Source organism: Duganella caerulea (assembly GCF_040362985.1).
Lineage (GTDB): Bacteria > Pseudomonadota > Gammaproteobacteria > Burkholderiales > Burkholderiaceae_D > Rugamonas > Rugamonas vulcania.
The window spans coordinates 33,914-46,589 of the sequence record NZ_BPWJ01000017.1 but is presented as its reverse complement, the minus strand read 5'-3'; the positions used below and the strand labels follow the sequence as shown (position 1 = coordinate 46,589).

At 58.9% G+C, this 12,676-nt stretch carries 10 protein-coding genes; 6 read left to right on the top strand and 4 right to left on the bottom strand.

Annotated features, from left to right (window positions below):
* Positions 1–41: 41 nt before the first annotated feature.
* The 4 genes from yidC to rpmH are packed head-to-tail and all read right to left on the bottom strand — an operon-like array spanning position 42 to position 2,622.
* Positions 42–1,739, bottom strand: a complete 1,698-nt coding sequence (gene yidC, locus ACUJB0_RS30220; RefSeq protein ID WP_444848496.1) for a membrane protein insertase YidC — start codon at positions 1,737–1,739, stop codon at positions 42–44.
* Between the two features lie 11 nt (positions 1,740–1,750).
* Positions 1,751–2,014 carry a membrane protein insertion efficiency factor YidD gene (yidD, locus tag ACUJB0_RS30215; protein WP_444848495.1) on the bottom strand — a complete coding sequence of 88 codons (264 nt, stop codon included), beginning with the start codon at positions 2,012–2,014 and terminating at the stop codon, positions 1,751–1,753.
* Positions 2,011–2,451 carry a ribonuclease P protein component gene (rnpA, locus tag ACUJB0_RS30210; RefSeq protein WP_117015739.1) on the bottom strand — a complete coding sequence of 147 codons (441 nt, stop codon included), beginning with the start codon at positions 2,449–2,451 and terminating at the stop codon, positions 2,011–2,013. Before rnpA ends, yidD begins: the two co-directional genes overlap by 4 nt.
* Before the next feature lie 36 nt (positions 2,452–2,487).
* Positions 2,488–2,622, bottom strand: a complete 135-nt coding sequence (rpmH, locus tag ACUJB0_RS30205; RefSeq protein WP_040378179.1) for a 50S ribosomal protein L34 — start codon at positions 2,620–2,622, stop codon at positions 2,488–2,490.
* A 386-nt stretch (positions 2,623–3,008) separates the two neighbouring features.
* On the opposite strand from rpmH, the gene dnaA reads away from it, so the two are divergent.
* From dnaA to ACUJB0_RS30175, 6 genes are all read left to right on the top strand, one after another.
* Positions 3,009–4,406: a chromosomal replication initiator protein DnaA gene (gene dnaA / locus ACUJB0_RS30200; protein ID WP_117015706.1), complete on the top strand. Its 1,398-nt coding sequence runs from the start codon at positions 3,009–3,011 to the stop codon at positions 4,404–4,406.
* 105 nt (positions 4,407–4,511) lie between these two features.
* Entirely contained in the window at positions 4,512–5,618 is a 1,107-nt protein-coding gene (dnaN, locus tag ACUJB0_RS30195) for a DNA polymerase III subunit beta (protein WP_161084215.1), read from the top strand.
* A 56-nt stretch (positions 5,619–5,674) separates the two neighbouring features.
* Complete coding sequence (gene gyrB, locus ACUJB0_RS30190; RefSeq protein WP_444848494.1) at positions 5,675–8,179, top strand: DNA topoisomerase (ATP-hydrolyzing) subunit B; 2,505 nt, start codon at positions 5,675–5,677, stop codon at positions 8,177–8,179.
* A gap of 390 nt (positions 8,180–8,569) precedes the next feature.
* Positions 8,570–10,057: an ATP-binding protein gene (locus tag ACUJB0_RS30185; protein WP_444848493.1), complete on the top strand. Its 1,488-nt coding sequence runs from the start codon at positions 8,570–8,572 to the stop codon at positions 10,055–10,057.
* A 156-nt stretch (positions 10,058–10,213) separates the two neighbouring features.
* The gene (locus tag ACUJB0_RS30180) at positions 10,214–10,900 is read left to right on the top strand and encodes a hypothetical protein (RefSeq protein ID WP_444848492.1); all 687 of its coding nucleotides are present in this window, start codon (positions 10,214–10,216) and stop codon (positions 10,898–10,900) included.
* Between the two features lie 5 nt (positions 10,901–10,905).
* Complete coding sequence (locus ACUJB0_RS30175) at positions 10,906–12,573, top strand: DEAD/DEAH box helicase family protein (protein WP_444848491.1); 1,668 nt, start codon at positions 10,906–10,908, stop codon at positions 12,571–12,573.
* Positions 12,574–12,676: the final 103 nt, after the last annotated feature.

Here is a 12,676-nt window from a genome sequence, read left to right as displayed (position 1 = left end):
CCCGCGATTAACACGGGCTTTTCTGCAACATCAGCTGGTGATCAGGAGTTGGCTGCCGCAGGCGGCGCGAACTTCTTGGAGATCACGTACTGCTGACCGATCGACAGCACGTTGTTCACAACCCAGTACAGCACCAGGCCGGACGGGAAGAAGAAGAACATGACCGAGAACGCCAGCGGCATGAACAGCATCATCTTCGCTTGCATCGGATCGGCAGGAGCCGGGTTCAGCTTGGTGGTGATGAACATCGAGATCGCGTACAGCACCGGCAGGATGTACCAGGGATCCGGCGCGGCCAGGTTGGTGATCCAGCCGATCCACGGCGCGCCGCGAATCTCGACCGACGCCTGCAGCACCCAGTACAGGGCGATGAAGACCGGCATCTGCACCAGGATAGGCAGGCAGCCGCCCAGCGGGTTGATCTTCTCGGCCTTGTACAGTTCCATGGTGGCCTGGTTCATCTTGGCCGGATCGCCTTTGTAGCGCTCGCGGATGGCCTGCATCTTCGGCGTGACCAGCTTGACCTTGGCCATGCTGCGGTAGCCGGCGGCCGACAGCGGGAAGAACGCCAGCTTGATCAGGATGGTGAAGGCGATGATGGTCCAGCCCCAGTTGCCCAGCACCTGGTGGATGTGGTCCATGACCCAGAAGATCGGCTTGGCGATGATGGTCAGCCAGCCATAGTCCTTGACCAGTTCCAGGCCAGGGGTGACTTTTTCCAGCAGCTTCGATTGCTGCGGACCGGAGTACAGGCGCGCGTCGTTGCTGACGGTGGCGCCCGGCGCCAGCGTGCCCAGCTGCTGGATGGTGCCGATCGCGTACTGGTTGGTCGTCACTTTCTTGGTGAAGATGGTGCGCGCCAGCTTGTCCTGCGGGACGAAGGCCGAGACGAAGAAGTGCTGCGAGATCGCGAACCAGCCGTTGTCGGCCTTGGTCGGGTGATCCTGCACGGCATCCTTGCCGGTCTTGGCGGCTTCGGCGGCTTCTTTTTCCAGCGTGTCGAACTTCAGCTTCTTGTAGTGGTCTTCGGCGGTGTACAGCGTCGGGCCGGTGTAGCTGCTGTTGAAGTAGGAGTCGCCGGCCGGCTTGTTGCCGTCGTGGACCAGCTGCAGGTACAGCTCAGGCTTGACCGGGGCGGTGCCGACGTTGGTCACGTCGTGGCGCACGTCGATCACGTAATCGCCGCGCTTGAAGGTGAAGGTCTTGGTCAGCTTGACGCCGGCCGATTCCGCTTCCAGCACCAGTTGCACCTGGTTGCCATCGCCCAGCATGCGCGGGCCTGGCTTGGCCACGAAGCCGGTCTGGTGGTTCGGCAGGCCGGGCGCGCCGATCAGGCCGGTTTGGGCCAGATAGGTCCTGCCGGTGCCGGCGTCCACGTCGAACAGCACCTGGTTCTTGGTCGGGTCCACGCCGTCCTTGAACTTCAGCAGTTCCAGGCGCTTGATGGTGCCGCCCAGGGTGTCGACGTCGACACGGAACAGATCGGTGGTGACGGTGATGCGCTCACTCTTGAACGGCTCGGCCGCGGCGGGCGCGCCCGGCAGTGCGGAAGCGCCGGCAGCCGCGGTCGCGGAGGCGGCCGGCAGTTCGGATTTCTTCGCTTCCGCGGCCTTGGCGGTTTGCGCCGGGGCGGGAGCAAACATGGAAGGCTTGCCTGTCGAGACCATCCAGTTGTTCCAGAGAACTACCAGCGACACGGCAAACACGATCCACAGGATGGTACGTTTATTGATATCCATTAGGCTATTTGTCAGGAGTGGTTGCAACCGCAAGCGGTCGTAGAGGAATTCGTTTTGCCGTCCGCGGGGGGGACGGGGTCATGCCCGCCCGGATTCCATGGATGGCAGCGGCACACGCGCTTGACCGCCAGCAGGCTGCCCTTGGCGGCGCCATGCACCTGCAACGCTTCCAGCGCGTAGTTCGAGCAGCTCGGATGAAAGCGGCAGCTCGGCGTCATCAGCGGGCTGATGGCCAGCTGGTAAAAGCGCAGCAGCAAGCGTAGCAGAGTTTTCATGGGGCCTCAGATGGAGGCGGCGGCGCCGAAGGCAAGGCCGGTTTGGGCGGCTTGGCCGTCTTGGCCTGCGCGAACAGGCGTGCCAGTTCCACCCGCAAAGCCGCTTTCAGCTTGGCGGTGGTGGCCGGCCCGTCCTTGCTGTTGACCGGCTTGGCCAGGCGGATCAGGCAATCGATCGCAGGCAGGCTGGTCTGGCGGAACAGTTCGCGGGTGACGCGCTTGATCGTGTTGCGCGTGACGGCGCGCGGCGCAAATCGCTTGGCCACAACGACGCCCAGCCGCGCATGCGGCAATTCATTCAGACGGGTGTAAAGCACGAAGTGCGCGCTTTTCTGGGTAGGGCGCAAACGAAAAACGGATGAAAATTCATCCGTTTTAACGATACGCCGAACGCGCGCGAAGTCGTGTGAACCTTCGCCTGTCGAGCCGCTTGAAATACAGCTTTCCACGCGATCAGCTAACAAGCAGTTGGCTTATACAGCCAGACGCTTGCGGCCTTTGGCGCGACGTGCGTTGAGCACTTGACGGCCACCACGGGTAGCCATACGTGCGCGGAAGCCGTGGGTACGCTTACGGCGTACAACGGAAGGTTGGTAAGTACGTTTCATGTTGGTCTCGCTAAAAGCAGAAAAAAATGCAAAATCGGGTTGTGGCCCCGTCAGTTTTTGGTGCCAATGACACTTCGCGCACCCATGCCAACGCTACCGGCACAAGCTGGGTCCATCTCATCGCCCGCTAAATCCACGCTTACTCCATATTGACGTTCATGTGAATAAACTAGGAATACGGGCGGGGAACCCTGAATTATCAACATTTAGCTCCCGCTTGTCAACAACTGATGGCCGCCGGCGGCCGCGCCGGGGCCGCCGGGACTGCGAAAATAAGCGTCGTGCCTGTGGATAACTTGCGCCGGCGAGAGTAGAATAGCGCGTTACGTGTGGCGAACCCAGGTTCACCGACACCCTGATCAGCAGTAAAGAATAGATAAAGATTCATGGAAAATTTTTGGCAGACCTGCTCCGCCCAGCTGGAGCTGGAGCTGACGCCGCAACAGTTCAGCGCGTGGATAAAACCGCTCATCCCCCTCGACTACGAGGCGGGCAAGCTGCGTGTGGCCGCGCCCAACCGGTTCAAGCTGGACTGGGTCAAGACCCAGTTCGCCAGCCGCATCACCGCGCTGGCGTGCCAGTACTGGGAAGCGCCGACCGAGGTGCAGTTCGTGCTCGACCCGCGTCTGGCGCTGCCGAAAAAACCGGCCACCGTGGTGCCCGCTCCCGACTACAACGACGGCGCGCCGAACGGCAACGCCCGTGCGAACGATCCGGTGCCGTCGGTGCCCGAACTGCCGGCCTCGGCCGCGCCGCGCCGCGAGCAGAGCCGCATCAACACCGACCTCACCTTCGACAGCTTCGTCACCGGTAAGGCCAACCAGCTGGCGCGCGCCGCCGCCATCCAGGTGGCCAACAATCCGGGCGTGTCGTACAACCCACTGTTCTTCTACGGCGGCGTCGGCCTGGGTAAGACCCACTTGATCCACGCGATCGGCAACCAGGTGATGGCCGACCAGCCAGGCGCCAAGATCCGCTACATCCACGCCGAGCAGTACGTGCGCGACGTGGTGACGGCCTACCAGCGCAAGGGCTTCGACGACTTCAAGCACTACTATCACTCGCTCGACATGCTGCTGATCGATGATATTCAATTCTTCGGCGGGAAGAGCCGCACGCAGGAAGAGTTCTTCTATGCGTTCGAAGCGCTGATCGCGGCCAAGAAGCAGATCATCATCACCTCGGATACCTATCCGAAGGAAATCACCGGCATGGACGACCGCCTGATCTCGCGCTTCGATTCCGGCCTGACGGTGGCGATCGAGCCGCCCGAGCTGGAGATGCGCGTGGCGATTCTGCTCAAGAAGGCCAAGCAGGAAGGCGTGACCTTCTCGGACGACGTCGCCTTCTTCGTGGCCAAGCATCTGCGCTCCAACGTGCGCGAGCTGGAAGGCGCGCTGCGCAAGATCCTGGCGTACTCGCGTTTCCACGGCAAGGACATCACGATCGACATCGTCAAGGAAGCGCTGAAGGATTTGCTGTCGGTGCAGAACCGCCAGATCTCGGTGGAGAACATCCAGAAGACGGTGGCGGACTTCTTCAACATCAAGGTGGCCGACATGTACTCCAAGCGTCGCCCGGCCAACATCGCGCGGCCGCGCCAGATCGCGATGTACCTGGCCAAGGAGCTGACGCAGAAGAGCCTGCCCGAGATCGGCGAACTGTTCGGCGGCCGCGACCACACGACCGTGCTGCACGCGGTGCGCAAGATCGCGCTGGACCGCACCAAGAACCCGGAATGCAACCACGAGCTGCACGTGCTGGAGCAAACGCTGAAAGGCTAGCCGGACGATAGGAATGCCTTTATGATCTAGGCAAAAAAGCACGGCTGCTCACAAGGCAATATAGTTATAAAAATATCGTTTAATCTTTACTATTGAGGATAATCTATGCAATTGGTCAAAACCACCCGAGATACCCTTCTCCGGCCACTGCAGATCGTGAGCGGTATTGTCGAGCGTCGGCACACTATGCCGATTCTGGCCAATATCCTCATCCGCAAAGAGGGCGAGAGCGTATCCTTCCTGTCGACCGACACGGAAGTCCAGATCACCACCAACGCCGACATCGGCTCCGGCAGCGAAGTGACCGGCACCACCGTGGCCGCGCGCAAGCTGCTCGACATCCTGCGCGCGCTGCCTGAATCGGGCGACGTGACGATGACCTTGCTGAACAAGCGCCTGACGGTCCAGACCGGCAAATCGCGCTTCGCGCTGCAGACCCTGGCCGCCGAGGAATTCCCGACCGTGCAGCAGGCCGACAGCTACAGTGCCTCCGTCACGCTGCCGCAGAAGACCCTGAAGCACCTGTTCAACATGGTGCACTTCTCGATGGCCCAGCAGGACATCCGCTACTACCTGAACGGCCTGCTGCTGGTCCTGGACGGCAAGAACGTGATCGCCGTGGCCACCGACGGCCACCGCCTGGCCTTCTGCCAGGTCGAGACCGAGCAATCGTTCGAGCGCCAGGAAGTGATCATCCCGCGCAAGACCATCATCGAACTGCAGCGCCTGCTGGAAGAGAACGACGAGACCGTGCAGCTGGACATCGCCGCCAACCAGGTCAAGCTGACCTTTGCCGACATCGAGCTGATCTCCAAGCTGGTCGAGGGCAAGTTCCCCGACTACACGCGCGTAATCCCGAAAGGCTACAAGAACGAATTCACGATCGGCCGCGATGAGCTGCTGCGCTCGCTGCAACGCGCCGCCATCATGACCAGCGATAAGTTCAAGGGCGTGCGCTGCATCATCACGCCGGGCAGCATGAAGATCAGCTCGACCAACGCGGACCAGGAGGAAGCGGTGGAAGAACTGGAGATCGACTACGGCGGCGACAGCGTCGACATCGGCTTCAACGTCACCTACCTGCTGGACGTGTTGAACAACCTGAAGTGCGACCAGGTCAACGTCGCGCTGGGCGATTCGAACTCGTCCGCGCTGATCTCGATCCCGGACAATGCCGACTTCAAGTACGTCGTCATGCCGATGCGTATTTAAGTTTTTTTTGCAGCCGCCGTCAGAACACCAGTAATCGATAACAGAGAAAGCAGCACATGTCCGCCATCCCAGAAGAGAATCCAGTCCCAGTACCGGCCAAAACCGAAGAATACGGCGCAGCATCGATCCAGATCCTCGAAGGTCTGGAAGCCGTCCGCAAACGACCGGGCATGTACATCGGCGACACCTCGGACGGCACCGGCCTGCACCACCTGGTGTTCGAAGTGCTGGACAACTCCATCGACGAATCGCTGGCCGGCCACTGCACGGAAATCCACGTCACCATCCACTCGGACAACTCGATCTCGATCACCGACAACGGCCGCGGCGTGCCGACCGGCCTGAAGATGGACGACAAGCACGATCCGAAGCGCTCCGCCGCCGAGATCGTCATGACCGAGCTGCACGCCGGCGGCAAGTTCGACCAGAACTCGTACAAGGTGTCGGGCGGTTTGCACGGCGTGGGCGTATCGTGCGTGAACGCGCTGTCGAAAACCCTGAAGCTGACCATCCGCCGCGACGGCAAAGTCCACTTCATGGAATTCGCGCGCGGCGTGCCGGTCAACCGCGAACTGGAAACGCGCGACGGCGTGGCCGTCTCGCCGATCAAGGTCATCGGCGAAACCGACAAGCGCGGCACCGACGTGCACTTCTGGGCCGACGAGACCATCTTCGGCCACGTCGAATTCCACTACGAGATTTTGGCCAAGCGTATCCGCGAACTGTCGTTCCTGAATAACGGCGTCAACATCAAGCTGACCGACCAGCGCACCGGCAAGGAAGAAATCTTCGCGTTCGAAGGCGGCACCCGCGGCTTCGTCGAGTACATCAACAAAGCCAAGACCGTGCTGCACCCGACCGTGTTCCAGGCCACCGGCGAGCGCCTGTCGGACCAGGGCACCAACATCTCGGTGGACGTGTCGATGCAGTGGAACGACGCCTACAACGAACAGGTGCTGTGCTTCACCAACAACATCCCGCAGCGCGACGGCGGCACCCACCTGACCGGCCTGCGCGCCGCGATGACCCGCGTGATCAACAAGTACATCGACGAGCAGGAATTCGCCAAGAAGGCCAAGGTGGAAATCTCCGGCGACGACATGCGCGAAGGCCTGACCTGCGTGCTGTCGGTCAAGGTGCCGGAGCCGAAGTTCTCGTCGCAGACCAAGGACAAGCTGGTGTCGTCCGAAGTGCGCGGCCCGGTTGAAGAGATCGTCGCCAAGACGCTGGCCGACTACCTGCAGGAAAAACCGAACGACGCCAAGATCATCTGCGGCAAGATCGTCGAAGCGGCGCGCGCGCGCGAAGCGGCCCGCAAGGCCCGCGACCTGACCCGCCGCAAAGGCGTGATGGACGGCCTGGGCCTGTCGGCCAAGCTGGCCGACTGCCAGGAAAAAGATCCGGCGCTGTGCGAACTGTACATCGTCGAGGGTGACTCCGCAGGCGGCTCCGCCAAGCAGGGCCGCGACCGCAAGTTCCAGGCCATCCTGCCGCTGCGAGGCAAGGTGCTGAACGTGGAGAAGGCGCGCTTCGAGAAGATGCTGTCGTCGGAACAGATCACCACGCTGATCGCCACGCTGGGCACGTCGATCGGCCCGGACGAATTCAACGTCGAAAAGCTGCGCTACCACCGCATCATCATCATGACCGATGCGGACGTCGACGGCGCCCACATCCGCACGCTGCTGCTGACGCTGTTCTATCGCCAGATGCCGCAGCTGGTCGAGCGCGGCCACATCTACATCGCGCAACCGCCGCTGTACAAGGTCAAGGCCGGCCGCGACGAGCGCTACCTGAAGGATGACGCGGAAGAAGCAAGCTACATGATGAACGTGGCGCTGAACACCGCCGCGCTGATGCCGCGCGAAGGCGCCGATCCTATCGTCGGCGAACCGCTGGCCGAGCTGGTGCGCCAGTTCAACCTGGCCAACATCATCATGATGCGTCTGACGCGCGTGATCGACCGTGCCGCACTGACCGCCATCATGACCGGCGTGACCTTGAACCTGGATACGCAGGAGCAGGCCGAGGCATCGGCGCGCGCGCTGGTGGCGGAGATCAACGACATCAGCGTGAAGGTGACGGTGATATCGGATGAGCTGTCCGAGAAACACGCGCTGCGCATCGAGCGTATGCACCACGGTAACGTGAAGGTCAGCGCGATCGACGCGGACTTCGTGCAGGGCGCGGACTACGGCGTGCTGGCCAGCGCGGCGGCCACGTTCAAGGGCCTGATCGGCGAAGGCGCCTACGTGCGCCGCGGCGAAGGCGAGCGCACCAAGGAATCGGCCGTGGTGGACTTCCACCAGGCGATGGAGTGGCTGCGCGACGAGGCGGAACGTGTGGTGTCCAAGCAGCGCTACAAAGGTCTGGGTGAGATGAACCCGGATCAGCTGTGGGAGACCACCATGGATCCGACCGTTCGTCGTCTGCTGAAGGTGCAGATTGAGGATGCGATTGCTGCGGATCAGATCTTTACGACGCTGATGGGTGATGATGTTGAGCCGCGCCGCGCGTTCATTGAGAACAATGCTCTGCGGGCTGGTAATATCGACGTGTAAGCAGGGTTAGCTGCCATAGAGTCAAATTACATGTAACTGACTATATGCAACTGACGCCATAATTCTGCGACTAGGAACCTAGTCGGGCGGCCGATCTATTATTTTCGCAAACGTGAAAGGCAAAAGTCGACATGCATCAGTGAGTAATTGATGACACAGGATGGAAGATCCTCGTGTCGGTGGTTCGATTCTGCACCAGGGCACCAAGAATAGTCCCAAGCAAACCGCTTGTCGTACAGGTTGGCGCTTGTTTGGGCTGCGGTTCTTTTCACCGCTTCGGTCCATTTCCGGCTTGCCGGAAGACACTCAACTGCCCGAATCGTCCGATTGTCCGATGCGAACCGTTCCGTGCTAAGGGCACTGCGGACTAAAGCCTCAACAAGGTGAGAAATGACACAGGAATTGGACATCACACCAACACCCCGAGTATTGCAAATGCTCGGAGAGATCAATCTTGAGCAATGGCGATGCTTAGCTGAGCTCATCGACAACTCCATTGACGGCTTCATTGATGCCATGAGGGCAGGTACGCCGATTGCACATCCGGAAATTGCAGTTAGCATACCTACAGCAGACACCGAAAATGCACGAGTATCATTAAAGGACAATGGTCCTGGGATGTCCTTAGAGACATTGGAGAATGCTCTTCGAGCAGGATGGTCGGGTAACGATCCGCTATCGAAGCTAGGACTATTCGGCATGGGCTTCAATATCGCGACGGCCCGTCTTGGTGTTGTGACGGAGATTTGGACTAGCCGTCGAGGCGATCCGGAACAGATTGGCGTCCGCATCGATCTGGAAGAACTTCGCTCCTCCGGAAATTACAAAGTCCCGAGGCAGACGCGAGCCAAGTTAAATCATGAGGACCACGGCACGGAAATCATAATAACGCGACTCAAGCCGGAGCAGCGTGCGTACTTAGCGCGCGCCAACAACAGAACGACCATAAAAAAACACCTAGCCAAGACATACTCGGCGCTTTTATCCAATTCCGAAGCAGGTGCGATCCGCTTGATGTTAAGTGGCATGAGAGTCTCGCCGCTTCGGCCTTGTGTATGGGATCCAAGCCGATCCATCGAGCTGCCTGACGGCACCATTGTTGGAGCGGTGGAGCAGTTTGATATCGCGCTCGCCCCGCGGCGATATTGCGAACACTGTATGCGTACGCTGACAAGCGATCAAGAGCAATGTCCTACTGGAAGCGCAAACTGCACCATCCTGGAGACTCCACGAAAGGTCAAAGGCTGGGTCGGCCTTCAACGATATTTGGACAAAACAGATTTCGGTATTGACTTCATTAGAAACGGCCGAAAGATTGAGATCGGGAGCAAAGATCTTTTCGTTTGGAGCGATGGGGAAAATCAAGAGGTAGAGTATCCGATCGATGATCCACGAAGCCGAGGGCGTTTCGTAGGAGAGATCCACCTCGACCATTGCCAAGTAAGCTATACCAAAAATCGCTTCGAACGCGATGATCCAGCGTGGGCTGAAATGATCCAGGTTGTTCGCGGCGAGGGTCCATTGCGGCCCAACAGCGCACGACAGAAGGGTTTCTACGGCAACCAAAGTCCACTGTATAAACTTTTCCAGGCTTTCCGTCGCACCAGCCCTCAAGGCAAGAACGGTTTATGGTCTCGAATTATGGTCGTTCAGGACAATGATCGCGCCTTACAGATGGCTAGCTTGTTTGCCAATGCTGACCCCGATTATTTGACGGACGAGCGCTGGTGGCAACTCGTCGAGGAACAAGATGCCAAAATTTTGGGCGATACGCCTAACACCGGCGACGGGATATTGATTCCTCCCGGCTTTTTCGGGGGGGACTCCAATACAGAAGGTCCATACAGCGGCCCACCGAGCGGTGAACAGCTTCCTTAAATTGCACCGGTCGCGCCTGCCCCTGCGCGACGCCCGATATACGAACTTACTCGCAAGTACATTCATCCGACATTCCGTGCAGAGTTCGACGTGGAAGCTTTCTCAGTCGATCCGACTGACCCGCAACTGCCAGCGGGCCAACCTTGGGCGCTTCACTTGGATAACGTCGCGACACGCACCTATGCATACCTCGTCGATACGACACACGAAATGTTTCGATCCTCGACAATGACGCCCCTCGACGCGCTGCTGGTCGATCTCACCTATCGAACGATTGAATTTCTTCGCGGTCATCGACAAGATGCGACGCCAGCGATCGTTCTCGCGGAATTTCGCTCTGAGTATTGTGGCGACACTCGGCTTGACGAACAGGAGATTATCGCTCTCGCGAGTAGTATTCTGAGTGATATCTGCCGCTCGGTGACGCGTCTTATAGAGGGACTATCTGCCCAGTCGGTGTACGACGAGCTGTCCGATCGTGAGAAAGGGGACATCGCTCGCAGGATGGCCGGTCGAGGTGTCGCCGACCCACGAGCTTTGATTGTGGACGGCCGATATTGGGACTACGCAGACGGTAATACGGTACGTCGATTTTTCACGCGCCATCCTGAGCTATTTCTTGACGGAGGGTATTGGGAGGATGCATATGCTGTCCTTGACTTTGGAGCCGCTGACGTCACGAATGACGCGAAGGCTACAACCGTCGCTCGCTTTGATGCGTACTTGGGCGACGCCATATGGCTCGCCGATCAAACGCCAGCGGATCTGGCGCGAGCCTCCCGTGACACTGTAATCCGAGCGACATGTTCGCTCCGGCTTCTCCGACCGGATGTCGTGACGTGACACTGGTGCCTTTTCTCCACACTCAGCGCTTGCTAAGAGGGCCATGGCAAGCCTTCGAGCGTGATATTGCTCGGCTGCTAGTATGCAATGGATTTGAGGATGTAAGGCTTATTGGTGGTTCAGGCGACGTCGGGGCCGATGTCCTCGCAGTCAAGAACTCTGAAGTATGGGTGATCCAATGCAAATTCACAACTAGCGGCTATCCATCTCCGGCAGCTGTGGATCAAGTCGGCGAAGCGGCGCGTTATTATCAGGCCGATCGGCTCTACGTCGCCACAAGCCGTCGGCCCGGCCCGGCGATGCAAGCAGCCGTTCGTCGCTGGGCCGCGTTAGGTATAGAGATCGGTATTCTTGAGCCGGTAACCTTGCTCGAAATGGCGAGGCGTAGCCCTGAATACCCGCCTAGCAGACGAGAGCTACGCGATTATCAGCGCGATGCTGTAAATCAATTCGTAGATTCGCTACGCGAAACTGGCCGGGGACAGGTCGTTCTTGCTACAGGACTTGGAAAAACAGTCGTCTTGGCAGAGAGTATCGCGCAGCTCTTTCGCGATGAGGCGATTCCTGGAGGGAGAGCATTGGTACTCGCCGGGACCAGAGAGTTAGTCGAACAATTGCAGAAAGCATTTTGGGATCAGCTTCCAAAATGGGTCCCGACACACCGCCTGATCGGTGGTGAGTTTCCGAGCGAATGGAATGGGATTACGTTCGCGACCGTTCAAAGCGCTGTTTCCCGCCTCGACGAATTACCAGACTTCGGGGTTGTAATGATCGATGAAGCGCACCATGTCGGCTCAGACACCTTCCGCCGCGTGACTGATAAGATGGCGCACGCGATGATCGGTGGCGTCACAGCGACGCCATGGCGTGGTGATGGCTATGATATTGATTTCCTGCTGGGTCCTCCCGTCGTACGAATTGGTATCGCCGAAGGCCTCAAGCGAGGTTTTCTCTGCGAGGCGGATTACCGTCTGCTCGCCGACAATATTGACTGGTCATTTGTGCGATCGCACTCAAGCAACCGCTATTCAATCATGCAGCTCAACAAACTATTATTGCTGCCAACACGTGACGAGGAGGCAGCGCGCGCGATTCGGGACACATTCGATAAAGAAGTCCGGCGCTCGGCAATAATATTCTGTTCCTCGGTGGCCCACGCCGAAAGCTTCGCGGCCATGCTGAGGCTCTTCGGCTTTCGCGCTGAACCAATAACTGGCGAAATGCCCCCTCGAGAACGTGATCGAGCAATGGCTGCATTCCGAAAGGGGACCCTCGATGTGGTTACAACTCGTGATTTATTTAATGAGGGCGTAGATGTGCCTGACGTCGACATGATTGTATTCATGCGCGTCACACACAGCCGTCGGATCTTTGTGCAGCAGTTGGGGCGAGGACTACGCATTAGTCCAAGGAAAAATAAAGTCGTCGTTCTAGATTTCGTTAGCGACCTTCGCCGCTTAGCCGAGGTTGTCGAGCTTGAAAAGGCTATCCGAGGGAACATCGAGCGGCTGCACCTGCCGGGCATCGTACAATTTCGTGACGAGGGAGCTGGTTCGTTCATGGTTGATTGGATGAAGGATCAAGCGAATCTGTTCACTCGCGAGGGCGACCCAACACTCGAACTTCCTGCTTTTGATTTCCCAGCGCCTCATGCTAGGGGCGGAATCCAATGACCTCTGTCTCAACAGCGTTACGTGATAACTTGAGGGATAAGCTCTGGCAGCAGTGTGATGAGCTCGGTTGGATGTCGCTCCCGGACGTGGAACGAGCGCGCTA

Excerpts from the sequence above, each read along its gene's own strand:
- yidC (WP_444848496.1), bottom strand. The coding sequence starts at position 1,739 with ATGGATATCAATAAACGTACCATCCTGTGGATCGTGTTTGCCGTGTCG.
- yidD (WP_444848495.1), bottom strand. The coding sequence starts at position 2,014 with ATGAAAACTCTGCTACGCTTGCTGCTGCGCTTTTACCAGCTGGCCATC.
- rpmH (WP_040378179.1), bottom strand. The coding sequence starts at position 2,622 with ATGAAACGTACTTACCAACCTTCCGTTGTACGCCGTAAGCGTACCCAC.
- dnaA (WP_117015706.1), top strand. The coding sequence starts at position 3,009 with ATGGAAAATTTTTGGCAGACCTGCTCCGCCCAGCTGGAGCTGGAGCTG.
- dnaN (WP_161084215.1), top strand. The coding sequence starts at position 4,512 with ATGCAATTGGTCAAAACCACCCGAGATACCCTTCTCCGGCCACTGCAG.
- gyrB (WP_444848494.1), top strand. The coding sequence starts at position 5,675 with ATGTCCGCCATCCCAGAAGAGAATCCAGTCCCAGTACCGGCCAAAACC.
- ACUJB0_RS30185 (WP_444848493.1), top strand. The coding sequence starts at position 8,570 with ATGACACAGGAATTGGACATCACACCAACACCCCGAGTATTGCAAATG.